The organism is Brevundimonas sp. T2-11, assembly GCF_055397675.1.
Window position 1 is genome coordinate 1,488,610 of the sequence record NZ_AP027920.1, and the last position, 25,588, is coordinate 1,514,197.

Annotated in this window: 22 protein-coding genes; 9 read left to right on the plus strand and 13 right to left on the minus strand. The window is 66.9% G+C overall.

Annotation, left to right across the window (positions count from 1 at the left end):
• Window positions 1-83: 83 nt before the first annotated feature.
• The 3 genes from ACZ5XO_RS07435 (at window position 84) to ACZ5XO_RS07445 (ending at window position 4,307) form a co-directional block, all read left to right on the plus strand.
• Window positions 84-644: a DUF2497 domain-containing protein gene (locus ACZ5XO_RS07435; RefSeq protein WP_464164631.1), complete on the plus strand. Its 561-nt coding sequence runs from the start codon at window positions 84-86 to the stop codon at window positions 642-644.
• Between the two features lie 181 nt (window positions 645-825).
• Complete coding sequence (locus ACZ5XO_RS07440) at window positions 826-3,576, plus strand: valine--tRNA ligase (RefSeq protein WP_464164633.1); 2,751 nt, start codon at window positions 826-828, stop codon at window positions 3,574-3,576.
• Window positions 3,573-4,307, plus strand: a complete 735-nt coding sequence (locus tag ACZ5XO_RS07445; RefSeq protein ID WP_464164635.1) for a TlyA family RNA methyltransferase — start codon at window positions 3,573-3,575, stop codon at window positions 4,305-4,307. Before ACZ5XO_RS07440 ends, ACZ5XO_RS07445 begins: the two co-directional genes overlap by 4 nt.
• A gap of 73 nt (window positions 4,308-4,380) precedes the next feature.
• Here ACZ5XO_RS07445 and ACZ5XO_RS07450 read toward each other — a convergent pair whose 3' ends face one another.
• Window positions 4,381-5,019, minus strand: a complete 639-nt coding sequence (locus ACZ5XO_RS07450) for a glycine zipper 2TM domain-containing protein (RefSeq protein ID WP_464164637.1) — start codon at window positions 5,017-5,019, stop codon at window positions 4,381-4,383.
• A 156-nt stretch (window positions 5,020-5,175) separates the two neighbouring features.
• Between ACZ5XO_RS07450 and ACZ5XO_RS07455 the strand changes: the two genes are divergently transcribed.
• Together ACZ5XO_RS07455 and ACZ5XO_RS07460 are read left to right on the plus strand one after the other, a co-directional pair.
• Window positions 5,176-6,420: a class I SAM-dependent RNA methyltransferase gene (locus ACZ5XO_RS07455; RefSeq protein ID WP_464164639.1), complete on the plus strand. Its 1,245-nt coding sequence runs from the start codon at window positions 5,176-5,178 to the stop codon at window positions 6,418-6,420.
• A gap of 14 nt (window positions 6,421-6,434) precedes the next feature.
• Entirely contained in the window at window positions 6,435-7,598 is a 1,164-nt protein-coding gene (locus tag ACZ5XO_RS07460; protein WP_464164641.1) for a M24 family metallopeptidase, read from the plus strand.
• On the opposite strand, the gene ACZ5XO_RS07465 is transcribed toward ACZ5XO_RS07460, so the two are convergent.
• From ACZ5XO_RS07465 to ACZ5XO_RS07480, 4 genes are all read right to left on the minus strand, one after another.
• On the minus strand, window positions 7,595-8,662 hold the full coding sequence (locus tag ACZ5XO_RS07465) for a PA0069 family radical SAM protein (protein WP_464164643.1): 1,068 nt from the start codon (window positions 8,660-8,662) through the stop codon (window positions 7,595-7,597). The genes ACZ5XO_RS07460 and ACZ5XO_RS07465 overlap by 4 nt on opposite strands.
• 78 nt (window positions 8,663-8,740) lie before the next feature.
• Window positions 8,741-9,520, minus strand: a complete 780-nt coding sequence (locus tag ACZ5XO_RS07470; RefSeq protein ID WP_464164645.1) for a lysophospholipid acyltransferase family protein — start codon at window positions 9,518-9,520, stop codon at window positions 8,741-8,743.
• A gap of 41 nt (window positions 9,521-9,561) precedes the next feature.
• The gene (locus ACZ5XO_RS07475) at window positions 9,562-10,620 is read right to left on the minus strand and encodes a GGDEF domain-containing protein (protein ID WP_464164647.1); all 1,059 of its coding nucleotides are present in this window, start codon (window positions 10,618-10,620) and stop codon (window positions 9,562-9,564) included.
• A gap of 91 nt (window positions 10,621-10,711) precedes the next feature.
• Window positions 10,712-12,271, minus strand: a complete 1,560-nt coding sequence (locus tag ACZ5XO_RS07480) for a DEAD/DEAH box helicase (RefSeq protein WP_464164649.1) — start codon at window positions 12,269-12,271, stop codon at window positions 10,712-10,714.
• A gap of 283 nt (window positions 12,272-12,554) precedes the next feature.
• Here ACZ5XO_RS07480 and ACZ5XO_RS07485 point away from each other — a divergent pair, with 283 nt between their 5' ends.
• A complete protein-coding gene (locus tag ACZ5XO_RS07485) occupies window positions 12,555-12,842 on the plus strand; it encodes a hypothetical protein (protein WP_464164651.1) in 288 nt (95 codons plus the stop codon).
• 41 nt (window positions 12,843-12,883) lie between these two features.
• Here the strand turns inward: ACZ5XO_RS07485 and topA are convergent, their stop codons facing one another.
• From topA to ruvX, 6 genes are all read right to left on the minus strand, one after another.
• Entirely contained in the window at window positions 12,884-15,544 is a 2,661-nt protein-coding gene (topA, locus tag ACZ5XO_RS07490) for a type I DNA topoisomerase (RefSeq protein ID WP_464164652.1), read from the minus strand.
• Between the two features lie 351 nt (window positions 15,545-15,895).
• Window positions 15,896-16,981, minus strand: coding sequence for a DNA-processing protein DprA (gene dprA / locus ACZ5XO_RS07495; protein WP_464164653.1), 1,086 nt, complete (start codon window positions 16,979-16,981; stop codon window positions 15,896-15,898).
• A complete protein-coding gene (plsY, locus tag ACZ5XO_RS07500) occupies window positions 16,978-17,613 on the minus strand; it encodes a glycerol-3-phosphate 1-O-acyltransferase PlsY (RefSeq protein WP_464164654.1) in 636 nt (211 codons plus the stop codon). The genes dprA and plsY overlap by 4 nt, the downstream gene beginning before the upstream one ends.
• Window positions 17,614-17,629: 16 nt before the next feature.
• A complete protein-coding gene (gene pyrC / locus ACZ5XO_RS07505) occupies window positions 17,630-18,928 on the minus strand; it encodes a dihydroorotase (RefSeq protein WP_464164655.1) in 1,299 nt (432 codons plus the stop codon).
• The gene (locus ACZ5XO_RS07510; RefSeq protein ID WP_464164657.1) at window positions 18,925-19,908 is read right to left on the minus strand and encodes an aspartate carbamoyltransferase catalytic subunit; all 984 of its coding nucleotides are present in this window, start codon (window positions 19,906-19,908) and stop codon (window positions 18,925-18,927) included. The genes pyrC and ACZ5XO_RS07510 overlap by 4 nt, the downstream gene beginning before the upstream one ends.
• A gap of 40 nt (window positions 19,909-19,948) precedes the next feature.
• Window positions 19,949-20,413: a Holliday junction resolvase RuvX gene (gene ruvX / locus ACZ5XO_RS07515; protein WP_464164658.1), complete on the minus strand. Its 465-nt coding sequence runs from the start codon at window positions 20,411-20,413 to the stop codon at window positions 19,949-19,951.
• A gap of 119 nt (window positions 20,414-20,532) precedes the next feature.
• Here ruvX and gatC point away from each other — a divergent pair, with 119 nt between their 5' ends.
• The 3 genes from gatC to gatB are packed head-to-tail and all read left to right on the plus strand — an operon-like array spanning window position 20,533 to window position 23,798.
• Complete coding sequence (gene gatC, locus ACZ5XO_RS07520) at window positions 20,533-20,820, plus strand: Asp-tRNA(Asn)/Glu-tRNA(Gln) amidotransferase subunit GatC (RefSeq protein WP_207827071.1); 288 nt, start codon at window positions 20,533-20,535, stop codon at window positions 20,818-20,820.
• Between the two features lie 3 nt (window positions 20,821-20,823).
• The gene (gene gatA, locus ACZ5XO_RS07525) at window positions 20,824-22,302 is read left to right on the plus strand and encodes an Asp-tRNA(Asn)/Glu-tRNA(Gln) amidotransferase subunit GatA (protein WP_464164662.1); all 1,479 of its coding nucleotides are present in this window, start codon (window positions 20,824-20,826) and stop codon (window positions 22,300-22,302) included.
• A 2-nt stretch (window positions 22,303-22,304) separates the two neighbouring features.
• Complete coding sequence (gatB, locus tag ACZ5XO_RS07530; protein ID WP_464164664.1) at window positions 22,305-23,798, plus strand: Asp-tRNA(Asn)/Glu-tRNA(Gln) amidotransferase subunit GatB; 1,494 nt, start codon at window positions 22,305-22,307, stop codon at window positions 23,796-23,798.
• 79 nt (window positions 23,799-23,877) lie between these two features.
• Here gatB and ACZ5XO_RS07535 read toward each other — a convergent pair whose 3' ends face one another.
• Window positions 23,878-24,804 (minus strand): RcnB family protein, encoded by a 927-nt coding sequence (locus ACZ5XO_RS07535; RefSeq protein ID WP_464164666.1) that lies wholly within the window; start codon window positions 24,802-24,804, stop codon window positions 23,878-23,880.
• Window positions 24,805-24,965: 161 nt separating this feature from the next.
• Window positions 24,966-25,520, minus strand: a complete 555-nt coding sequence (locus tag ACZ5XO_RS07540; RefSeq protein WP_464164668.1) for an RcnB family protein — start codon at window positions 25,518-25,520, stop codon at window positions 24,966-24,968.
• Window positions 25,521-25,588: the final 68 nt, after the last annotated feature.

Genomic DNA, 25,588 nt, shown 5'->3' on the forward strand with positions numbered 1-25,588 from the left:
AGTCTGTTTGTCCGGCCCTGATCGTCGCGCGCCGCCCGGCGCCTGTCGGCGGTCCCTACAGGTTCAGCCCTCAAGGTTCTGCCATGACCGACCAGACCGCCCAGGAACCGACGATGGAAGAGATTCTGGCGTCGATCCGCCGGATCATCTCTGAAGACGACGCGCCGGCGGAAACCGCCGCCGCGCCGGAGCCGGTCGCTGAAGTCCCGCCGGAACCGGAGTCCGTGTTCGAAGCCGCTGAAGCCGCGCCGGTCGAGGATGAGGTGCTGGAGCTGACCGAGCCCTATGAGGCGCCGGCCGCCGAGTCGATCGGCGATCTGGATGTCGCCGACGTGGCACCTTTCCCCGCCGCCGAGCCGACGTCGGAGCCGGTCGCTGCGCCCGTCTATGATTCCCTGGTCGGGGAAAGCGCCGCCGCCAGCGCCGCCTCGGCCTTCGCCGGTCTGGCCGCGACCTTCCAGAAGCCGGAACCCGTCGCCGCCGCGCCGCAGGACATGCCCTTTGTCAGCGGCAATACGGTCGAGGCCATGGTTCAGGCCATGCTGCGCCCGATGCTGAAGGACTGGCTGGACGCCAACCTGCCGGGCATCGTCGAGGCCCAGGTACGCAAGGAAGTAGAACGCATCGCCCGCAACGCCGGCTAGCCCTTCGCTTCACCAGACACTAAGTCACTGAGGGCGGCTCCGGCGGGGCCGCCCTTTCGCGTTCAAAAATCACCCTCAGGCAGCGACGCGCCACGCGCAGAGCGCTAGGGAAAGAAACAGACGCCCTCAAGCAGCGACGCACTCTGTGCGGAGCGGTAGGGCAACAAGAATGATGAAGACAATGCTCGAGAAGACTTTCGAACCCCAGGCTGCCGAACCGCGCCTCTACGCCCAGTGGGAAGAGAGCGGCCTGTTCGCGCCGCGCGCGGCCAAGCCCACCGACGGGGCGGCCGACGCCTATTCGATCGTCATTCCGCCGCCGAACGTGACGGGCTCGCTGCACATCGGCCACGCGCTGAACAATACGCTCCAGGACATTCTGGCCCGCTATCACCGGATGAAGGGCAAGGCTGTGCTGTGGCTGCCCGGCACCGACCACGCCGGCATCGCCACCCAGATGGTGGTTGAGCGTCAACTGGCCTCTGCCGGCAACATCAGCCGCCGCGACATGGGCCGCGACGCCTTCATCGAGAAGGTCTGGGAGTGGAAGGCGGAATCGGGCGGCACCATCGTGCGCCAGCTGCGCCGGCTGGGCTCGTCCTGCGACTGGTCGCGCGAGCGCTTTACCCTGGACGAGGGCCTGAACGCCGCCGTCCGCAAGGTCTTCGTCAAGCTGCATCAGGACGGCCTGATCTATCGCGACAAGCGTCTGGTGAACTGGGACCCGCATTTCCAGACCGCCATTTCGGACCTGGAGGTCGAACAGCGCGAACAGGACGGCCATTACTGGCACTTCGCCTATCCGCTGGCTGATGGCGTCACCTATGAGCACCCGGTCGTCTTCGACGAGGATGGCAAGGCGACCGAGTTCGAGACGCGCGGCTTCATCGTCGTGGCCACGACGCGTCCCGAAACCATGCTGGGCGACACCGGCGTGGCCGTTCACCCCGAGGATGAGCGTTACAAGGGTCTGGTCGGCAAGGCCGTCATCCTGCCCATCACCGGCCGTCGCATCCCCATCGTCGCCGACGACTACGCCGACCCGACCAAGGGTTCGGGCGCGGTGAAGATCACCCCGGCGCACGATTTCAACGACTTCGGGGTCGGCAAGCGTGCCGGTCTGGCGGCGCTGAACGTGATGGACGCCTTCGCGCGCATCACCAATGAGGACGTGCCGGAAATCCCCGCTGATCTGGTCGGTCTGGACCGTTTCGCCGCGCGCAAGGCCATCGTCGCCCGCGCCGAGGAAGAGAACTGGCTGCGCGAAATCGAGAAGACCAAGCACGTCGTCCCGCATGGCGACCGTTCCGGCGTGGTCATCGAGCCGTGGCTGACGGACCAGTGGTACGTTGACGCCCACACTTTGGCTCAGCCCGCGCTGAAGGCGGTCGAGGACGGCGCGACAGTCTTCGAGCCCAGGTCGTACGAGAAGATCTACTTCGAGTGGCTGCGCAATATCGAGCCCTGGTGCATCAGCCGCCAGCTGTGGTGGGGCCACCGCATTCCGGCCTGGTATGGCCCGAACGGTGAAATCTACGTCGCCGAGACGGAAGAAGACGCCCGTGAACAGGCGCTGGCCGATTATGATTCCGAGGTCGTGCTGACGCAGGACGAGGACGTTCTGGACACCTGGTTCAGCTCGGCCCTGTGGCCCTTCTCGACCATGGGCTGGCCCGAGAAGACCGAGGATCTGCAGCGCTTCTATCCGACCAGCGATCTGGTGACGGCGGCGGACATCATCTTCTTCTGGGTCGCCCGGATGATGATGATGGGCCTGCACTTCATGGACGGCGAAGTCCCGTTCAAGCGCGTGATCATCAATGGTCTGGTCCGCGACGAGAAGGGCCAGAAGATGTCGAAGTCCAAGGGCAACGTCATCGACCCCCTAGGCATCATCGACGAGCTGGGCGCCGACCCGCTGCGCTTCACCATGGCCATCCTGTCGGGCACGCGCGACATTAAGTTGTCGAAGCAGCGCATTGAAGGTTATCGCAATTTCGGCACCAAGCTGTGGAACGCCGCACGCTTCAGCCAGATGAACGAGGCCAAGCGCGTCGAGGGCTTTGATCCCGCCACCGTCGAGCAGACCATCAACCGCTGGATTCGCGGCGAGCTGGCCAAGGCCGAGCGCGCCGTGTCGGACGCCATCGAGGGCGGCCGTTTCGATGACGCGGCGGGGGCCCTGTACCGCTTCGTCTGGAACGTTTTCTGCGACTGGTACCTGGAACTGGCCAAGCCGGTGTTCAACGGCGCCGATGAAGCCGCCAAGGCCGAGACGCGGGCCATGACGGCCTGGACCATCGACCAGACGCTGAAGCTGCTGCACCCGGTCATGCCCTACATCACCGAGGAGCTGTGGGCCGAGCTGGGCAAGGAAGGTCCGGCGCGCGAGGGCCTGCTGATGGGCGCCGAGTGGCCGGTGCTGCCGGACAGCTTCGTCGACGCCTCGGCCGAGGCCGAGATCGGCTGGCTGGTCGATCTGGTCGGTGAAATCCGCGCCCTGCGGGCCGAGATGAACGTGCCGCCGTCGGCCAAGCCGCCGCTGGCCTTTGTCGCGCCGGACGCTGTGACCGCAGAACGCATCGCGCGTCACCGCGATCTGATCCTGACCCTGGGTCGGGCGGGCGAGATCGCGACAGTCGAGGCCGCGCCCGCCGGAGCCGTGACCTTCGTCTCGGGCGGGACCACGGCGGCGTTGTCGCTGGCCGGGATCATCGACCTGACGGCCGAGCGCGCGCGTCTGGAGAAGGAGATCGCGGTCTTCGAGAGCGACATCGGCCACGTGAACAAGAAGCTGGGCAACCCCAACTTCGTGTCGCGCGCCGCGCCGGAGGTCGTCGACGAGCAGCGCGCCAAGCTGGCCGAGGCCGAAGAGGGCAAGGCCAAGCTTCAGGCCGCACTGGCCCGCCTGGACGCGATGGCCGGGGCGTGAGGACGCTCCGTCTGGATCAGATTCTGGTCACCCGAGGCCTGGCCGAAAGCCGGGCCAAGGCCAGGGCGGCGATCGAGGCGGGCGGCGTCACTGTGAACGGCGCTCCCGCCAAGGCGGCCTCGCAGGCGGTCAGCGACGACGTTGAGATCGGCTATGCCGCCGCCCACCGCTGGGTCGGGCGCGGGGCGCTGAAGCTGGAACGGGCCCTGGATCTGTGGCCGGTCGCGGTCAAGGGCAGGGTGGTGCTCGACGTGGGCGCTTCTACGGGCGGCTTCACCGAGGTGTGTCTCGATCGCGGCGCAGCCAAGGTCTTCGCCGTGGATGTGGGGTTCGGCCAGATGCACGCCAAGGTCGCGGCCGATCTGCGCGTGATCAATCTGGAGCGGACCGATGCACGCGAGCTGACGCCTGAAATCATTCCCGAAGAGCCGTCGCTGGTCGTTTGCGACGCCAGCTTCATCGGTCTGTCGAAGGTGCTGCCGGCCGCGCTGGCCCTGGCGGCGCCGGACGCGGATCTGATCACCCTGGTCAAGCCGCAGTTCGAGGGGGCTGGCCCCAAGGACGCGGGCAAGAAGGGCGTGGTCAAGGACCCCGAGGTCCATGCGACGGCGGTCGAGGGCGTGCGCGCCTGGCTGGAAAGCGTCGGCTGGAAGGTGCTGGAGGTCGCCGAAAGCCCGATTACCGGGGGCGATGGCAACGTCGAATTCCTGATGTGGGCGCGTCGGGCGTAGCGCCAAAAATATAGAGGGCCGCCGGTGATCCGGCGGCCCTCTTCACGTCGTCGATCGACAGGGGGGCTGAAACTTAATCGACGACGCGATAGCGGCCGTTCTGGTCAGGGCAGGTGCGCACATAGCGCGTCTCGCTGCGACCATCGGGCAGACGGATGACGCTCTCGGCGAGGCGGCATTCGTCGTTGTTCTGATAGCGGTAGTCCTGAGCCGGCTGGGTGTAGCCGCGGTCGTAGTCGTACTCACGATAGTCGCGGCCATAGCCGTCGTCGTAGCGACGGTCGTAGCCCGAGTTGTCGTAGCCGTAGGCGGGTGGGACATAGGTTCCGCCATAGGATTGGTTGTAGCCGTAGCTCGACGAACGATAACGGCTGTCGCAGTTGGCGGAGCTGTTGCCCACGCCGGCGCCGATGGCGGCGCCGAGCACGCCGCCCAGGACGCTGCCTTCGGTGCGGCGGCCGCGCGCCGCCAACTGCGAGCCGGCCACGGCGCCGATGGTGGCGCCGAGCACGCCGCCCGTCGTCGCACGGCTCCGCTGATCGCCAACGCAGGGGTCGTTGTAGCGACCCTGCGAACCGTAGTTGTTGTAGGCGGGCGGATAGCCGTAGCCATAGGTCTGGGCGCTGACGACGCCCGGGACCATGAGCGAACCGGCCACGGCGAGGGCGGCGACAGCGGCGGCGGATGCCTTCTTGGACAGATGAGCGATCATCGTTCGTGTTCCTGTGACAGATCCCGAAGCTGAACGGCTTCGCTGCGCTGTCTGTTGCATCCAGAAATAGGAGGGCGAAGCTGAACGGCTTTTGATCGACCCGTTCATCTTCGTTCAGGTTTCAGATTCGGCGCGGGACCGGGTAGAAGCCGCGCCATGACGCAAACTCTGACCATCGCCCGCATGGGCCATCAGGGCGACGGGATCGCCGAAACGCCCAAGGGCTTCGTCTTCGTGCCGGGGGGGCTGCCGGGCGAGGTGATCTGCGGCGAGGTGAAGGACGGGCGGGTCGAGGCGTTTGACCTGATCGAAGCCAGTCCGGACCGACGCCCGATCCATTCCGAGACCTATGCCGAGTGCGGCGTGGCGCCTCTGCAGCACTGGGCGGACGCGCCCTATCTGGCGTGGAAGCGCGAGGTGGTGGTCCAGACCCTGGCGCGCGAGGGCATCGAGACCGAGGTCGAAGCGACCGTCGCCGTGCCCCAGGCCAGCCGCCGACGCCTGGCGCTGCACGCGCGCAGCGGGCCGGGCGGGCGGGTCCTGCTGGGCTTCAAGGCGCGGCGGTCGTGGCGGCTGGTTGAACTGACGGACTGTCCGGTGTCGGACCCGGCGCTGACGGCGGCCCTGCCGGCCCTGGCCAGGGTGGCGGCGCCCTTCCTGGGGCATCCGAAATCGGCGCCGACCCTGCATGTGACGCTGACCGACACCGGGCTGGACGTCGACGTGACCGGGGTCGAGAAGAAGTCGGGCGGCCTGACGGCGGACGTGACGGCGCGCGCCATTGCGGCGGCGGCCGAGGCCGGTCTGGCGCGGCTCAGTCTGGATGGCGACACCCTGGTTATGGCGCGTCAGCCGCGCATCACCTTTGGCCGGGCCAGCGTGCCCCTGCCGCCCGCCTCCTTCCTGCAGGCCGCGCCTGCGGCCGAGGCGGCCATGGTCAGTCGAGCGGTGGAGGCGGTGAGAGGGGCCAGGAAGGTCGCGGACCTGTTCTGCGGCGCTGGAACCTTCACCTTCCCTCTGGCCGAGGTGGCCAGCGTCATTGCGGCGGATTCCTCGGCCGCTTCGATCGCTGCGCTCAAGGCGGGGGCGGCCAAGGCTCAGGGGTTGAAGACAATCGAGGCCCAGGCGCGGGATCTGTTCCGTCGGCCCCTGTCGCCCTATGATCTGAAGGGGTGTGAGGCCATCGTGCTGGATCCGCCCCGTGCGGGAGCTCTGGAGCAGACGCAACAGCTCCCGGGAACCAAGGCGTCCGTGGTGGTTGGCGTGTCGTGCAATCCCCAGACCTTCGCGCGCGACGCCCGTGTCCTGATCGACGCCGGTTTCCGGCTGGATAAGGTGACCCCCATCGACCAGTTCCTGTGGTCCACCCATGTTGAGCTGGTTGGCGTCTTCCGCCGTTAGAAATCGGAGCCTCCATGTCCTTCATCGCGCCTGACGCCAGTCCGATCAGCGCCGTCGAGCGTCGTCAGCGAGTTGAAAACCTGGCGGAACGACTGCAAGCCCAGGGCGTGGCGGCGCTTCTGCTCGGCTCTACGACGTCGTTGCGCTACTTCACAGGGTTGGACTGGCATGCGTCCGAGCGTCTGACCGGCGCCCTGATTCACGCGGACGGGCGCGTGGACTATGTCTGTCCGCGGTTTGAGCTGGACAAGGTCGGAGGCCTGACTTCGATGGCCGGCGCCGTGTCCGGCGACATCCTGACCTGGGAGGAGGAAGAGAGCCCTTACGCCATCGTCGCGGATCGCCTGCCGCACGGCGGAAGGCTGGCGGTGGATGAATTGGTCGCGACCTTCACCTGGCTGGGTCTGGCGCGAACGCTGGGGCAGGATCGCCTGGTGGACGGCGGACCGCTGACCGTTGGCCTGCGCAGCATCAAGTCGCCAGCGGAGATCGCCCTGTTGACGCGCGCCAAGGCCATCACCCTGGAGGTTCAGCGCCGGACGCGCGACTGGCTGCAGGAAGGCGTGCTGACCTCCGAGGTCAAGCAGTTCATCGACGCCGAGCATCGCCGACTTGGGGGCGAAGGCGGCTCCTGGTTCTGTCTGGTGTCCTTCGGGGACGACACCTGTCTGCCGCACGGCGGCGAAGGCGATCGAGCGCTGAAGGCCGATGATGTGGTGCTGATCGACACCGGAACCCTGGTCGACGGCTATCACTCGGACATCACGCGGACCTATGTGTTTGGAGAACCGAGCGCCGAGTTCCGCCGGGCCTGGGATCACGAAAAGCAGGCGCAGGCTCTGGCGTTTGACGCTGCGAGGCTGGGCGCGAGCTGCGAGAGCGTGGACGCCGCGGCGCGGGATTATCTGACGGCGCAGGGCTATGGACCCGACTATCGCCTGCCCGGGCTGCCGCATCGCACGGGTCACGGCATTGGTCTGGACATCCATGAAGCGCCCAATCTGGTGCGGGGCGACCGCACGATCCTGCAGGCGGGAATGTGCTTCTCCAACGAACCTATGCTGGTGATCCCGGGCAGGTTCGGCGTCCGGCTGGAGGATCATTTCTACACGACGGAAGAGGGGCCGGTCTGGTTCACCCGGCCGTCGCACAGCCTGGATGATCCGTTCGGCGTCTAACCGAACAACTCAAGCTGCGGCCGCATGTCGGCGGGAACGCGGAATCGGGTGACATCCAGCGGCGCGCGAGGGGCGTCCAGGCCATAGCGCTTGATCGCCGTCTTGAAGCGGGTGGCGATCAGTTCGGCGACAGGACCTGTTCCCTTCATGCGCTGGGCCCAGTCGGGGTCGTAGTCCTTGCCGCCGCGCGTCTGGCGGATCAGGGACATGACGCGGGCGGCGCGTTCGGGGCGGGCGTCGGCCAGCCATTCGCGGAACAGGTCCTTGATCTCCAACGGCAGGCGCAGGGTCACGTACATGGCCGAGGTTGCGCCGGCCTTTTGCGCCGCTTCGAGGATGGCCTCCATCTCGTGATCGTTCAGGCCGGGTATGACGGGGGCGAAGCCGACGCCGACCGGGCAGCCCGCGTCGGCCAGACGGCTGATGGCCTCCAGCCGCTTGGCGGGTGTCGAGGCGCGCGGCTCCATCGCCCGGGCCAGACCACGGTCCAGCGTCGTGATGGAGACGAAGGCCGAGGCCAGCCCCGCTCGGCCCATGGGACCAAGAATGTCGGCGTCGCGGGCGATCAGCACCGACTTGGTGATGATGCTGAACGGCTGGCTGAACCGCTGCATGACCTGCAGGATCGAGCGCGTGGACCGGGTCTCGCGCTCGACCGGCTGATAGGGGTCGGTGTTACCGCCTATGTGGATGCGTTTGCAGACGTATCGGGGCTTGCTGAGTTCCTGTTCCAGCAGACTCGCCGCGTGGGGCTTGAAGAAGATCCGGCTCTCGAAATCCAGACCCGGGGATAGGCCCATCCAGGCATGGGACGGACGGGCGTAGCAGTAGATGCAGCCATGTTCGCAGCCCTTGTAAGGGTTGATGGAGCGATCGAAGCCGACGTCGGGACTCGTATTGCGGGCGATGATGGTGCGCGCGTGTTCCGGCGAGAGGGTGGTGCGCAGCGGCGCGGCCGCTTCGTCCTGATCCGTCCAGCCGTCGTCGAATTCCTCGCGCCGGTCGGCTTCATACCGGCCCGAGGTATTGGAGCGTGCGCCGCGTCCTTTCATCGCCGTCTTCATGCGTGGAGAATGGCATGGAGATGGAACAAATCAAGAACAAAATGGGCGATCTTGCCGATCACGGCTGGAGCGCTCGGGTCAGGCCGGGGCTGTGGCGGCGAGAGCGGCTTCGTTAGGCGTGGGGACCTGGACGGCCGCCGTGACGGGACGTCCAGTGGCCTCGGCGATCAGCTCGGCGGTCTTGCCTTCGATCGCGTCTTCCAGGCGCGCCAGGAACTCGTCCTTGGGCAGACCCGTCGGGATGGGGGCGAGGAATTCGAGCGTCGCGGTTCCCGGCGTCTTGCGTGATTCTTCCTGAGGCCAGAACAGACCGAGGTTGGTGGCCAGGGGCACGACCGGCATGTCGAAGTCGCGGTACATGTGCCAGACGCCCGACCGATAGCGATACTTCTCGCCGATCCGCGCCAGATGCCCCTCTGGGTAGATCAGGATCTTTCGACCTTCGCGATGGGCGTCGGCGGCGCGTTCCTTGAGCGCGGCGCGAGCCGTATGCCCGCCGCAGCTGTTGACGACGATGGCCCCGAGTTTTCTCAGCACAGTCCCCAGCAACGGGAACTTTTCGAGGTGGTCGCCGGTGACGAAGGCCAGGTCGTCGAACTGGTCATAGGTGGCGAAACCGTCGCCCCAGCTCTGATGCTTGGAAGCGACGATGAAGGCGCCGGAGGGCAGGTGATTCTTGCCGCGCACCTGCAGTCGGATGCCGGCGAAGACAGCCATGGCCTGCACCATGCGGTGCACATAGCGGCGAATGACCCATGTCGTCGCGCGGCGGCCGGGGGCCAGGGCCGCGAAGGCGGCCGTCAGCCCGTAGCTGATCGACAGGATCCAGTAGACGATGTTGAACGCCAAGCTTCTCATGCCGTGGTTATGGCACGTAGAGGGGGCGGTTGGGCAATGGTCTAGGCTGCGGCCTGGGCCAGGGCTTCGGCGTTGGTGACCCGATTGCGACCGCTGCGCTTGGAGGCGTAGAGGGCTTCGTCGGCGCGTTCCAGGACGCTGAGAGCCGTTTCGCCGACACGACGCTCCGCGAAGCCGACCGAGATGGTGACGGCGCCCAGGTCGTCGTTGGTGGAGCGACGACGCAGCGAGCGCGAGCCGATTTCTTCGCGGATGGCGTTCAGGGCGGCTTCGACCGTGCCGGGTGTTTCGCCGGGGAAGATGACCGCGAACTCCTCGCCGCCGTAGCGGGCGGCGACCCGCGGCGCGCGCGATATGCGGCCCAGGACGCTGGCGACATAGCGCAGGACCTGATCGCCGGTCTGATGGCCCCAGGTGTCGTTGAAGCGCTTGAAGTGGTCGATATCGACGACGGCCAGGGTCAGGCCCTTGCCCTCGACCTCGGCCTCTTCGCAGAGACGCGCCAACTGTTCGTCGAAGGTCTTGCGGTTGGCCAGGTTGGTCAGGGCGTCGGTCATGGCGTCGCGGCGCACCTGCTCCAGATGCTCACGCAGCCGAACGACTTCGCGGTTCGAGGACTCCAGGCGTTTTTCCAGCGCCGAGGTATGGCGCTGGACCTTGCGTGTGGCCGTGGACAGGGTGCTGACGATTTCCGTCAGGTCTGTCGGCCGTTCGGCGTCCTGCATCCGGGCCGAGGCGGTGCTGAGGGTTTCGCCATAGGCCGACTGGGTCTTGCGGGCGTTGTCGATGGCTTCGGCGACCGCGGCGAGTTCGCGGTTCAGCACGGCGCCGACGTCGCGAATTTCCTCGGACAGGCGGCCGCGCGGCAGAAATTCCGCCGCCAGCATTTCAGCGGTGGCGTCGGTGAAGGGAACGTCGCCGGTCAGCAGGCGATGAAGCTCGCGCCCGAGCGGGCCTTCGGGATCGCTGACGTAGTGCAGCCAGAGTTCGAAATTCAGAGGGGTCGGCCAGACGGAGGCTTCCTGCATGGCGTCCACCACGCGGCGCGCGAGCGCATATGCCTCCGGACCCCGAAGGGCGGTTTCGACCTGCGCCGTCATTCTGATTCTCGCGCCCCTAGTTCTTAGTGAGCGAACACTAGAACAGCGATCCGTAATGACCGGTTAAATTGACGGTCGGGAAGCCTTGTCTCTAGTCCTGGAAGACGACAGGACGGCGCAGGAAGGCCGGAATGTCGTCGCCGAAACCGCCGCTGGCCGCACGCAGGGGCTGATCCTTCTGCGGCTCGGACTTGCGGGCGTCGCGCGGCGCCTGATCGCGATTGCGGTCGCGACGCTGGGCGGCGGGCTTGGCCGGAGCGGTCTCGGCTTCAACGACGGTTTCAGGCGTTTCGGCGATGACGGTCTCGACGGCGGTTTCCGGCTTGGTCGAGCGACGGCTGCGCGAACGGCGCGGAGCCTCCTCGGCGGCGCCGTCTTCGGCCTTGGGCGCGGCGCGGGCGATGGGCTCCATGGAGGCGACGTTGTCGCTCTTGGGAATGGGACGAGGGCGATCGCTGCGGCCGCGACCACGCCCCCTGGAGTCATCGCTGCGCGGGCGGTCCTTGATGGCGGCGAAGTCGATGCCGTCCAGCGTCAGCTCTTCCGGCGCCATCTTGATCAGCTTCAGCACCTTATCCAGCGACTTGTCGTCGGAGGGGGTGACGATCATGAAGGCTTCGCCCTTGCGGCCCGCGCGACCGGTGCGGCCGATGCGGTGGACGTAGTCGTCGGCGTGGTGCGAGACGTCGTAGTTGAAGACGTGGCTGACATCCGGGATATCCAGGCCGCGCGCGGCGACGTCCGAGGCCACCAGAATCTTCAGGTCGCCGGAGCGGAAGTCCGCGAGGGTCTTCATGCGCAGCGACTGATCCAGATCGCCGTGGATCGGCGCGGCGTCGAAGCCGTGCGTCTTGAGCGACTTGGCCACGATATCGACTTCCGACTTGCGGTTGCAGAAGACGATGCCGTTCTTGACCTCGGACCGTTCGATCAGGGCGCGCAGGGCGGTGCGCTTGGCCTTGGGATCGCTGGTCGGGATGCGGACCAGATACTGGGTGATGGTGTCAGCGGTCATGGCCGGACGCGAGGCCTCGATCCGGGTCGGATCCTTGAGGAACTGCGTGGTCAGGCGCGTAATCTCGGGCGGCATGGTGGCCGAGAAGAACAGGGTCTGGCGCTTGGGCGGCGTCAGCTTGAAGATACGTTCGATGTCGGGGATGAAGCCCATGTCGAGCATGCGGTCGGCTTCGTCGATGACCATCATCTCGACGCCGGTCAGCAGGATCTTGCCGCGTTCGAACAGGTCCAGCAGACGGCCGGGCGTGGCGATCAGGACGTCGACGCCCTTGTTCAGCAGGGCCACCTGGTCGCCCATCGACACGCCGCCGATCAGCAGGGCCCAACTCAGCTTGGTGCCCTTGGCGTATTTGGCGAAGTTCTCGGCGACCTGATCGGCCAGTTCGCGAGTCGGGGCCAGGACCAGGGCGCGCGGCATGCGAGCGCGGGCGCGGCCCGAGCCGAGGCGGTCGATCATGGGCAGGGTGAAGGCGGCGGTCTTGCCAGTGCCCGTCTGGGCGATGCCCAGGACGTCGCGGCCGGCCAGGGCCACCGGGATGGCGGAGGCCTGAATGGGAGTGGCTTCGGTGTAGCCCGTATCGGCGACCGCTTGCAGGGTCGTGGCCGAGAGGCCCAGCTTGGTGAATTCTGTCATGGAACCTTGAGGACGGAGGAAACGTCGTGACGTCTTCGGCTTACGGAACCGCCCCTCGTGGGCGAGTGGGCGGCGCGCATCGCCAGTCCTATTCCGAGCCTGCGGCGGTATATGGAAAGCCCTACGCCTCAGTCAAGTATTTCCGTTCGGGAACCGGGCGGTTGGCAAAGCCTTACTGGTCTGTAATGTCATCACGGGATGGGAAGGGTTGCGCATGCGCTTGAAGACGCTGGCTTTCGCCTTGGCCGCCTGCTGTGCGCTTGCACCGCCTGCGAGGGCGGAGATGGAAAACGCTTTCGGCAACACCGTCATCTCCCACTATCCCGATGGAGCGTGGGTGAAACACTGGTTCGATCGGGACGGCAGCTATCGCGCCGCCTTCTCGGACGGACGTCGGCTGACGGCGCGTTGGGTGATCGAGGGCGAGCGGGTCTGTCTGAACGGCATCAGGCCCCGCATGCTGCTGTCGCGGTTCTGTACGGCGCTGGTCGAGGCCAATGTCGGTCAGACCTGGCCAGGACGTGATCCGCTGGGGCGCCGGGTTCGCAACGAGCTGGTGGCCGGGCGCTAGAGACTTCCCGATTCGCTGGGCGAACCGGGAAGCGTCGGGATCTAGTCGGCGTCGGCCGTCTTCTTTGCAGCGGTCTTCTTCGCCGTCGGCTTCTTGACGGCAGGCTTTTTCGCCGCTGCGGGCTTCTTCTCGGCGGCGGCCTTGGCCGGGGCCTTCTTCGCCGCGGGCTTCTTGGCCGCAGCCGCCTTCTTCTTCGGCGCCGCACCAGCCTTGGCGGCCAGCAGGGGCAGGGCGGCCTCCAGCGTGATGTCTTCCGGGGTCATGCCCTTGGGCAGGGTGGCGTTGACCTTGCCCCATTTGACATAGGGACCGAAGCGGCCGGCCATGACCTGAACGGGGGCCTCGTCCTCAGGGTGAGCGCCCAGTTCCTTGAGCGGCGCCGTGGCCGAGCCGCGGCCGGGGCGACCGGCGCGCTTTTCCGCCAGCAGGGCGACGGCGCGGTTGATCCCGACCTCGAACACCTCATCGATGTCCGACACGTTGGCATAGGTGCCGGCGTGCAGGACGAACGGACCATAGCGACCCAAGCCGGCCGTGATCATCTTGCCGTCCTCGGGGTGAGGGCCGACTTCGCGCGGCAGGGCCAGCAGGCGCAGGGCCTGGTCGAGGGTCAGCGACGCGGGGCTCCAGCCCTTGGGCAGGGACGAGCGCTTGGGCTTCTCCTCGCCCGGCGGCGTGGTTTCGACATAGGGGCCGAAACGGCCGATCTTCAGCTGGACGGGCTGGCCGGTCGTCGGGTCGACGCCCAGTTCGCGGTCGCCGCCGTCCGCGCCGCCTTCGGCGCCGTCGGGCGAGGCCACCGGGCGGGTGTACTTGCAGTCGGGATAACGCGAACACCCGATGAAGGCGCCGAAGCGGCTGGTTTTCAGGCTGAGCTGGCCCTGATGGCACAGGGGGCATTCGCGCGGGTCCGAGCCGTCGCCCTTGTCCGGGAAGATGTGGGCGCCCAGGGCGTCGTTCAGGTGGTCCAGTATGGCCGTGGTGCGCAGTTCGCCCGCAGCCTGGGTCGCGGCGTGGAAGTCGGTCCAGAAGCTGCGCAGCAGCGCCTTCCAGTCCAGGTCGCCGGCCGAGACTTCGTCCAGCTGGGTCTCGAGAGCGGCGGTGAAGTCGTACTCGACCCAGCGGGTGAAGAACTGTTCCAGGAAGGCGGTGACCAGCCGTCCCTTGTCTTCCGGATAGAAGCGGTTCTTGTCCATGCGGACGTATTCGCGGTCGCGCAGGGTCGTCAGGATCGAGGCGTAGGTCGAGGGGCGGCCGATGCCCAGCTCTTCCAGCTTCTTGACCAGAGTGGCTTCCGAGAAGCGCGGCGGGGGCTCGGTGAAGTGCTGGTCGGTGCGGACGGCCTCGACCTTGGCCTTGGCGCCTTCCTTCAGCGCCGGCAGGCGGCCGCCTTCATCCTCGTCGTCCTCGGCCCCCTTCTGCTTCTCGTCGCGGCCTTCTTCGTAGGCGGCGATGAAGCCGTCGAAGACCACGACCTGGCCGGTGGCGCGCAGGCCGGTCTGGCCGTCGGGCGTCTCGATCTCGACCGTGGTGCGGTCCAGACGCGCGCTCTCCATCTGGGACGCGACCATGCGCTTCCAGATCAGTTCATAGAGGCGTTGCAGGTCGCCTTCGAGACGCAGGGACTCGGGGTGACGCGCGATATTGGTCGGACGAATGGCTTCGTGCGCTTCCTGGGCGTTCTTGGCCTTGGTCTTGTAGTAGCGCGGCTCGGCCGGAACATAGGCGGGGCCGAAACGGTCGCCGATGACCTCGCGCGCCTGGGCGATGCCTTCCGGCGTCACGAACAGACCGTCCGTACGCATGTAGGTGATCAGGCCGCCGGTGTCGTCGACGCCTTCATACAGTTTCTGCGCCGCCTGCATGGTGCGCTGGGCGGTGAAGCCCAGTTTGCGCGCGGCTTCCTGCTGAAGGGTCGAGGTGGTGAAGGGCGGGGCGGGCGAACGCCTGGCCGGCTTCTTCTCGACGGACTTGATGGTGAAGTCGCCGGCCTTGATGGCGTCGCGCGCGGCGAAGGCCATTTCCTCGGTCGGGATGTCCAGGCGCTGGATGCGCTTGCCGGCGTGCTTGACCAGACGGGTGGTGAAGGGCGGGCTGTCGGCGACCAGATCGGCCTCGACCGACCAGTATTCCTGGGCCTTGAACTTCTCGATCTCCATCTCGCGATCGACGACGATGCGCAGGGCGACTGACTGCACCCGGCCCGCGGAGCGAGCGCCGGGCAGCTTGCGCCACAGGACGGGCGACAGGTTGAAGCCCACCAGATAGTCGAGCGCGCGGCGGGCCAGATAGGCCTCGACCAATTCCATGTCCAGCTGACGCGGATTGGCCATGGCCTCCAGAACGGCGGACTTGGTGATGGCGTTGAAGGTGACGCGCTGGACCTCGGTGTCCTTCAGCGCCTTCTTCTTGTTCAGGACTTCCAGAACGTGCCAGCTGATCGCCTCACCCTCGCGGTCGGGGTCGGTCGCGAGAATGACGCGGTCAGCGCGCTTGGCGGCCTCGGCGATTTCGGAGAGGCGCTTGGTCGCCTTGGCGTCGACCTCCCACTGCATGGCGAAATCTTCGTCGGGCAGGACGGAGCCGTCCTTTGACGGCAGGTCGCGGATATGGCCGTAGGAGGCCAGAACCTCATAGTCCGAACCCAGGTATTTATTGATGGTCTTGGCCTTGGCGGGGCTCTCGACGATGACGAGATTCATGGCGCTCTATTCGGGAAATCGGGGCGCGAACGTGGTTGGCGTCGCCCGGGAAGTCAATCGGGACGTTTGCGCTCTACACCCCAAGGATGTTTACCATCTTGCGATGCGACCAAAAGTTGTGTCTTAGTCTCTTTATCAACGGAGGGTCTGGGCGTGCCGCAAGCAGGAGAACCACCGGCGTCGGGCGTAAGGCGGTCGTCGTCATCCGCTCGGGACTATCCCCTGCGAGAGTATGTCGCGGGCATGGCGGCTGAACTGGCGGGCATGGCGCGCTGGGACGGGGACGAGAAACTGGCGGCTGCCCTGGAAGCCGCTGCGGAAATGGCGCGAAAGCCCACTCATTCCGTCAGACTAGCTCGACACCAGACCGCCGGGCAGCAGGCTGGCGCGACCAACCAGACACAGCTCCAGCAACGCGGCCGCCACGACGCTAACGGGAAGGTCGAGGGCGCGCGCCAATTCGTCCCGCGGCGTAGGGGTTGGTGAGAGGAGGGCGGCTATCTGATCGATCAACGCCTCGTCCACATCGGCGGGCGCGCCGTCGAAGGGGGAGGCGCCGGGAGGCTCACGCAAGGTCCGCAGGGTGCTGAAGGCGCGCTCGACGTCGTCCAGCCCCTCGCACAGGATGGCGCCCTGACGCAGGAGTTCGTTGGGGCCTTTGGAGCGCGGGTCCAGCGGCGAGCCGGGCACGGCGAAGACGTCGCGCCCCTGTTCGTTGGCGAGGCGGGCGGTGATCAGGGAGCCGGAGCGGATTTCCGCCTCGACCACGATGACGCCGCGTGACAGGCCCGAGATGATGCGGTTGCGGCGCGGGAAGTCGCGGGCCTGGGCGCGAGCGCCGACGGGGCTTTCCGAGACGATGCAGCCCTTCTCGACGATCTGGCGATAGAGGTCGGCGTTGTCGGAGGGATAGATGTCGTCCACGCCGCCGCCGAGGACCGCGACGGTGCCGGTCGGCAGGGCTCCCAGGTGGGCGGCGGCGTCGATGCCGCGCGCCAGGCCGGAGACAATGACGTGACCGGCTTCGCCCAGTTGTTGCGACAGGCCGCGCGCGATGCGCTGGCCGCCAGCCGAAGCGATGCGGGCGCCGACGACGCCGACAGAGGGGCGCGACAACAGGCTGGCGTCGCCGCGCGTCCACAGCAGGGGCGGCGGCGGATCAATCGCGGCCAGCATGTCGGGATAGTCGGCGTCGCCCAGCAGGATCAGCCGTGCGCCGACGCGCGCTCCGGCCGCCAGCTCGGCTTCGACGCGCTCGACCGCGGGCAGGGCGTAGCCGTCACGACCGCTGCGGCGCACCAGATCAGGCAGGGCCTCAATCGCGCGGACGGCGGAACCGAAACGTTGCAGCAGTTGTGAAAAGGCCACGGGACCGACGCGGTCGGTGCGGGCCAGCCGAAGCCGGGCGAAACGCTCGGCTTCGGACAGCAGGGTCAAGCCTTCTTGGCCCCGATCTTGGGCTCGGCGCCCTTCAGCAGCCGGGCGATGTTCTCATGGTGGCGGATATAGATCAGCACGGCGGTGAAGATCGCCAGGATCAGGATGGGCGCAGGGGCGGGCAGGCCCAAGGTGGGGAGGGGTAGCAGGGCGTAGAGCGGGGTCAGCGCCGCCGCGACCAGGGCCGCCAGCGAAGAATAGCGCAGGGCGAAGGCCACGATCAGCCAGGTCGCCGCCGCCAGAAGACCCAGCGGCCAGCATGCGGCCAGGATCAGGCCGAAGAAGGTCGCGACCCCCTTGCCGCCCTTGAAGCCCAGCCAGACCGGGAAGAGGTGGCCCATGAAGGCCGCGCCGCCAGCGATGGCGCCCGCGGTTTCACCAAACAGGTAGCGGGCGATCAGCAGGGCGACCGCGCCCTTGCCGGCGTCCAGCACCAGGGTGGCGATGGCCAGGTCCTTGCGGCCGGTGCGCAGGACATTGGTCGCGCCGATATTGCCCGAGCCGATGTTGCGCACGTCCCCAGCGCCTGCCGCGCGCGTCAGAATGACCCCGAACGGGATTGAACCGAGCAGGTATCCGCCAATAGCCACAAGCCCGAGCGTAAGGAGCGCCGGCCCCGCCAGATCCTGCAAAGTGATTCGCTCCCGTTTAGCGTGCGTCGTGGACGATGCGTCCACCGACGACCGTGAGCAAGACCTTCCCTTGCAGACGACGGCCGTCGAAGGGCGAATTCTTCGATTTGGAGCGAAGCGTGGCCGCATCGACCACAACCGGAGCGCCGGCGTCGAACAGGACCAGGTCGGCGGGCGCGCCCTGGGCCAGGGCTCCAGCCTCCAGCCCCAACAGGCCGGCAGGGCCCTGCGTCAGCGGACGCAGGACGTCCAGCAGGTCCAGACCGTGTTCGTGGTGCAGCATCAAGGCGGCGGGCAGAAGGGTCTCCAGACCCACGGCGCCGGGCGCGGCCTCGGCAAAGGGGCGGCGCTTGTTTTCGGCAGGCTCCGGAGCATGGGCCGAGGTGATGGCGTCGATCAGACCGTCGCGAACGGCCTCGACCAGAGCCTGACGGTCGCTTTCGGCGCGCAGCGGCGGGTCCAGCCGATAGAAGGTCCGATAGTCGCCGATGTCGATTTCGTTGAAGCAGAGATGGTTGATCGAGACCGAGGCGGAAACCTCAAGGCCGCGAGCGCGAGCGCGGGCCAGGGTTTGCAGCGCGCCTTCGGTCGAGATCTGATCGACCAGGAAGCGGGCGCCGGTCTGTTCGACGAGGGCCAGATCGCGTTCCAGCTGGATGCGCTCGGCGATGGCGGGGGCGCCGGACAGGCCCAGACGGGTCGCCAGTTCCCCCGAGGTGGCTACCGCGCCTTCGGACAGCCAGGGCTCGGCCGGACGGCAGGCGATCAGGGCGTTGAAGGCGGCGGCGTAGCTCATCACCCTTTGCAGGGTGCGCGTGTTGACGATGACCCGGTCGCCGTCGGTGAAATAGAGGGCGCCCGCTTCGTGCATCAGGCCGATCTCGGCCATGCGCTGACCATCGCGGCCTTGCGTGGCGGCGCCCGCAGCCCGGACATTGACCAGTTCGAGCGCCGCGCCGCGCCGCTGGATGTGGTCGATCAGGGCCGGGTCGTCGATCGCCGGATCGGTGTCGGGCTGGACCACGATGGTGGTGATGCCGCCCGCCGCCGCCGACAGGCTGGCCGACTTCAGGGTTTCCTTGGGTTCGGCGCCGGGCTCGCCGGTCTTGACCCGGATGTCGATCAGACCGGGCGCGAGGCAGCGACCCTGGGCGTCGATGACGGTGACGCCTTCCGGGCGCCGGGTCGCCTGACCGTGAACGACCTCGACGATGCGGCCGTCCTGGATCAGGACCGCGCCCGGGCCGTCGTAGTCCGTCGCCGGGTCCAGCAGGCGCGCGTTGACGATAGCGAGCGTGTTCGGAGCGGCGGTCATGCGGCGGCTCCCGCGCGGCGGTGGGCAAGGGCGGCCAGAACGGCCATGCGGGCGGCGACGCCCATCTCGACCTGATCCTGGATCAGGGAGACGCTCAGGTCGTCAGCCACGTCAGAGTCGATCTCGACGCCCCGGTTCATCGGGCCGGGGTGCATGACCCTGGCGTTCGGCGCAGCCCAGGCCAGTTTCTCGCGGTCCAGACCCCAGAAGCGGAAGTACTCGCGGGTCGATGGGATCAGGGCGCCGGTCATGCGTTCCAGCTGGAGACGAAGCATCATGACCACGTCGCAGCCGGCCAGACCTTCTTTCATGTCGTGGAAGACCTCGCAGCCCCAGCGATCGGCGTCTCCCGGCACCAGGGTCGGCGGGCCGATCAGACGGACGCGGGCGCCCATCATGGACAACAGGGCGACGTTGGAGCGGGCCACGCGGCTGTGGGCGATGTCGCCGCAGATGGCGATAGTCAGGCCGCCCACGTCGCCAAAGGCGCGACGCAGGCTCAGCAGGTCCAGCAGGGCTTGTGTGGGGTGCTCATGGCGGCCGTCGCCGGCGTTGACGACCGCGCAGCCGACCTTCTGCGACAGCAGGTCAACGGCGCCCGACGACGAGTGCCGCACGACCAGAATCTCGGGCTTCATGGCGTTCAGCGTCACCGCCGTGTCGATCAGGGTTTCGCCCTTGGCGACCGAGGAGGCCGAAACCGGCATGGTCACGACGTCTGCGCCCAGACGCTTGGCGGCGATCTCGAAAGAGGAGCTGGTGCGGGTCGAGTTCTCGAAGAAGAGGTTCACGACCGTCTGACCGCGCATCAGATCGACGCCCTTGGCCGACTGTCGATTGAAGTCGACGAAGGCGTCGGCGAGATCCAGCAGCGCCAGGGCGGCGGGCGGGTTCAGATCGCCGGCGGCGAGGAAGTGATCGCGGGGGAAGGGCGACAGCCGTTCCTCGATGGTTTCGGTGACGGAAGCGGCATGGGTCATCGAGACGCCGCTATAAGCCCGACTCTGCGCGAGGGGAAGGTCAGGCGCGCAGACGATCCAGCGCGCCCTGCAGAATCCAGGCGGCGGCGGTGCGGTCCACGACGTCGGCGCGGCGCTTGCGCGTCAGGTCCAGCTCGTCGATCAGGAAGCGCTCGACCGCCGTGGTCGACAGGCGTTCGTCCTGGAAGGCGACGTTGACGGGGCGCAGCCGCTCCAGATTGCGGGCGAAGGCGCGGCAGGACTGGGCGCGCGGGCCCTCGGTTCCATCCATGTTCAGCGGCAGGCCGATGATCAGGGCCGAGACGTTGCGGCCGTTCATCAGCTTGATCAGCTGCTCGGCGTCCTGGGTGAACTTGGTCTTGCGGATCAGCTGCAGCGGGCTGGCGATCATGCGGCTAGTGTCGGACACCGCCACGCCAATGGTGTTCTCGCCCAGATCCAGCCCGATCCACGGGGTGTCGGGCAGGCAGGCGGCGGGCAGGTCGGTCAGGTCGAATACGGGCACGGCTTCCCCATATTGCAATGCGGAACGCTTGTCGAAGCCGCATCGGGCGGTTAACCCACGACAGGAGTCAGTCTGGGCGACTCCCTTGCGCCCCGGCTGGATGAATTTCGGAGATTTCCATGGCTATCGACGCCGCGACGGTGAGGCGTGTCGCCCACCTCGCCCGCATCAAGACCCCCGAGGACCGCCTGGAGCCGCTGGCCCAGGAGCTGAACGGCATCCTGAACTGGATCGAACAGCTGAACGAGGTGGACGTGCAGGGTGTCGAGCCGATGACCTCCAACGTCGCCCAGCCCCTGCGTCTGCGCGAAGACGTCGTCACCGACGGCGCCAAGGTGGATGCAGTCCTGTCGAACGCCCCGAAGTCGGCCGATGGCTTCTTCGTCGTGCCCAAGGTGGTCGATTAAGCCATGACCGATCTGACCAAGCTTACGCTCAAGGACGCCGTCGACGGCCTGAAGGCCAGGACCTTCTCGTCGGAAGAGCTGACCCGCGCCTTCCTGACGAACATCGAGGCGTCGAACCCGAGCCTGAACGCCTATGTCGAAGTGACGGCGGACAAGGCGCTGGAACAGGCGCGCGCCTCCGACGCCAAACTGGCCAAGGGTGAGGGCGGCGACCTGGAAGGCGCGCCGCTGGGCATCAAGGACCTGTTCTGCACGGAGGGCGTGCAGACAACGGCCGGCTCGAACATGCTGCGCGGCTTTGTGCCGCCCTATGAATCCACCGTCACCGCCAATCTGTGGCGCGACGGCGCGGTCATGCTGGGCAAGCTCAACATGGACGAGTTCGCCATGGGCTCGGCCAACGAGACCTCGGCCTTTGGGCCGGTGAAGAACCCGTGGAAGGTCAAGGGTTCGGACGCCGAACTGACGCCGGGCGGTTCGTCGGGCGGTTCGGCCTCGGCCGTGGCTTCCGACCTGTGCCTGGCCGCGACGGCCTCGGACACCGGCGGTTCGATCCGCCAGCCCGCCGCCTTTACCGGCACGGTCGGCATCAAGCCCACCTATGGCCGCGCCAGCCGTTTCGGCATGGTGGCCTTCGCCTCGTCGCTGGATCAGGCTGGACCGATCACCAAGACGGTGACCGACGCCGCCATCCTGCTGAAGTCCATGTGCTCGTTCGACGCCAAGGACTCGACCAGCCTCGACATCCCGACGCCGGACTGGACCCAGTCGGTCGGCCAGTCGGTCAAGGGCCTGCGCATCGGCGTCCCGGCGGAATACCTGATCGACGGCATGTCCGAAGAGATCAAGGCGCTGTGGCAACAGGGCGTCGAGTGGCTGAAGGTCGCAGGCTGCGAGATCGTCGAGATCAGCCTGCCGCACACCAAATACGCCCTGCCGGCCTATTATATCGTGGCCCCGGCCGAGGCCTCGTCAAACCTGGCCCGCTATGACGGCATGCGTTTCGGCCATCGCGCCGAAGACTTCTCGTCGCTGGACGACCTCTACGCCGCCTCGCGCGCCGAGGGCTTCGGCAAGGAGGTCCAGCGCCGCCTGACCATCGGCACCTATGTGCTGTCGGCCGGCTTCTATGACGCCTACTACGTCAAGGCGCTGAAGGTGCGTCGCCGCATCGCCGAGGACTTCGACAACGTCTGGGGCAAGGTGGACGCCATCCTGACCCCGTCGACCCCGACGGCGGCGTTCAAGCTGGGCGACAAGCAGATCGACCCGCTGACCATGTATCTGAACGACGTCTTCACGGTGACGACCAATCTGGCCGGTCTGCCGGGCATCTCGGTGCCCGCAGGTCTAAGCAGCGACGGTCTGCCGCTCGGCCTTCAGGTCATCGGCAAGGCCCTTGATGAGGCGACCGTCTTCCAGGTCGCGGCCGCACTGGAAGACTCCGCCGGTTTCGTCGCCAAACCGGCCAAGTGGTGGTGAGCATGTCTGAGAACAAAACAGTGATCAAAGGTCGCACTGGCGACTGGGAAATCGTCATGGGGCTGGAGATCCACGCCCAGGTGGCGTCGAACGCCAAGCTGTTCTCGGGCGCGGCCGTCGGCTTCGGCGCGGGTCCGAACGAGCAGGTGTCGCTGGTCGACGCCGGCTTCCCGGGCATGCTGCCGACCCTGAACAGGCATTGCGTCGAGCAGGCGGTGAAGTCGGGTCTGGGCCTGAAGGCGCAGATCAATCTGAAGAGCCAGTTCGACCGCAAGAACTACTTCTATCCCGACCTGCCGACCGGCTATCAGATAAGCCAGCTGTATCACCCGATCGTGGGCGAGGGCGTGGTCGAGGTCGAGGCCGAGGACGGCAGCTTCTTCAACGTCGGCATCGAGCGCCTGCACCTTGAGCAGGACGCGGGCAAGCTGATCCACGACCTGTCGCCGACGGAATCCTACGTCGACCTGAACCGGGCCGGCACGGCGCTGATGGAGATCGTCTCGCGCCCCGACATCCGGTCGCCGGAGCAGGCGGTCGCCTACGTCAAGAAGATCCGGACCATCCTGATCTATCTCGGCACCTGCGACGGCGACATGGAGAAGGGCAACCTGCGCGCCGACGTCAACGTGTCGGTCTGCCGCGTCGGCAACTACGACAAGTTCAAGGAAACGGGCGATTTCGGCTTCCTGGGCACGCGCTGCGAGATCAAGAACGTCAACTCGTTCCGCTTCATTTCTCAGGCGATCAACTACGAGGCGCGCCGCCAGATCGAGATCCTTGAGGACGGCGGTTCGATCATTCAGGAAACCCGCCTCTATGATCCGACGGCGGGCGAGACGCGTTCGATGCGTTCCAAGGAAGAGGCGATGGATTATCGCTACTTCCCCGACCCCGACCTGCTGCCGCTCGAGATCGAGCAGGCGTGGATCGACGAGATCAAGGCCAACCTGCCGGAACTGCCGGACGAGAAGCGCCGCCGCCTGATGGCCGACTACGGCCTGTCGCAATACGACGCCGTGGTGCTGATTTCGGAGCAGGCCAAGGCCGACTACTTCGAGGCCGCCGCCAAGGGGCGCGACGCCAAGCTGGTGTCCAACTGGGTCACCAACGAGGTCTCGGCGCGTCTGACGGCCGACGGCAAGGACTTCAGCGACAACCCGCTGCCCGCCGCGCACGTGGCCCAGCTGGTTGAGCTGATCGAGACCAATGTCATCTCGTCCAAGATCGCCAAGGAGGTCTTCGACTACGTCTGGAACGGCGAGGGCAGCCCCGCCGAGGTGGTCGAGAAGCACGGCCTGAAGCAGGTGACCGACACCGGCGCCATCGAGAAGGCCGTCGACGACATCATCGCCGCCAACCCGGACAAGGCCGCCGCCGTCGCCGAGAAGCCCCAGGCGCTCGGCTGGTTCGTCGGTCAGGTCATGAAGGCCACGGGCGGCAAGGCCAACCCCGCCGCCGTCAACGACATCCTGAAGGCCAAGCTGGGTTTGTAGGACACACTGATTAAAAGTCAGATGCTATAAGAAGAGGCCCCGGAGATCGCTCTCCGGGGCCTCTTTGTTTCGGCCTAGGCTACCAGTTCCAGGCGTCGCGGACGACTTCGATGATGTAGCCGTCGTACTCGTCGATCAGGTAGATCGCGTTGTCGACATAGACCCAGCGGGTCCCTGGAGGCGGATAGCCGAGGCCGTAGGTCCGCCAGTCGTTGACCTGATAGCGCCAGAAGATGTCCGGCAGGTACTGGCCGACGTAGTACTGGCGGTTCCAGTAGGTCCGGGGCACGCTGTAGTAGCCGTAGCCCGGTGCGAAATAGAAGCCGAGCCGCACGCCGTTCCAGCCCCGGAAGCGGTTGTCATGGCGCCACCAGTCGCTGCGGTGACGGCGATCCCAGTCGCGTCGCCACTGATCGCGGTTCCAGCGATTGTGGAAGTCGCGATAATCCCGGTCGTGGTTCCAGTTCGGGCGGTCAGGTCTGTGGGGGCGATCCGGCCGATCCGGTCTGTCCGGCCGGTTGGGTCGATCCGGACGGTTCGGACGATCTGGTCTGTTCCCATCAGGTCGATCAGGTCTGTCCGGGCGGTTCCAGTCTGGCCGGCTGGGACGATCGGGACGGTTTCCCTCCGGGCGGTTCGGGCGGCCGGGTTGCTGCGAGCCAGGCCGATCCGGCCGCACGTCGGGACGTTCGGGACGGCTGGGGCGGTTCGGCTGTTCCGGACGCGGGGTTTGCGGACGACCCTGGTCCGTCGGTCGTGTCGGCCGATCAGGTCGCGCGGCGTCCGGACGTGCAGGGCGCTCGGGGCGAGGTTGCGGCCGCTGGATCTCGGGGCGCGGTTCGCGTTGCTGAACCCGATCATTGCGTTCCACGCGACGTTGCGGCCGTTCGGCGCGCGGTCCGTCTTCCGCCCGGGCTTCTCGCGATTGCGCCAGGGTCGCCACCGGCGCGAGGGCCGGAAGGGCGAAGCTGGCGATGGCCGTGAACACCATCAGAGAACGTTTCATGGTCTTCTTCCTCGCACGCCGAGAGAGGCGGCTTGATCATCAGAATGACGCGGGCGCCATGAACCATGGCTGAACGCTGATTGATGGAAATCTGCAGAAACCCAGAGAAAAGCCCCGCAAAGCTGTGCTTTGCGGGGCCGATCTCAATCCTGCGCGGGCGTCTAGTAGACGTCGTGCAGGACGCTGGCGATCAGGCCGGTGGCGACCGCGATCAGCAGGATGTCGTTGTTGGCGTGGACATAGCGATAGCCGCGCGGAGCCGGACGCAAACCGTAATAATAGGGATCGTTCACATAGTAGCCGCGATAGGCCGAGGGCAGGTAGCCGCCCTGACGCCAGCGATAGCTCTGATAGCGTGGATCGACGCGGTAGTAGCCGCGGCCAGGCGCATACCAGTAGCCGTTGCGGGCGCCGCGATAGTCGCGGAACTCGGGCCGTCCACGCCACCAGTCGCGGTTGTTGCGATCCCAGCGGTCGGCGCGGCGCTGATCCTGTCGCCAGTCGCGTCGATCATCGCGTCGGTCCTGGCGCCATTCCCGGCGATCATCACGACGATCCTGACGCCATTCGCGACGGTCGTCCCTGTGGTCCCGGCGATCATCGCGTCGCTCCTGGCGATATTCGCGGTGATCCCGGTTCTGGGCCTGAGCCGCCAGCGGCGCGGCCGTGGTGGTCAGCGCCAGGGCGACGATGGCGGCCTTGGTGAGGCGGTTCATCTGCATGTCTCCGTGGTCTGGGCGCCGAAGGAAGTTGCGGACCGCCCGTTGAACAGGCGGGCAAGGTC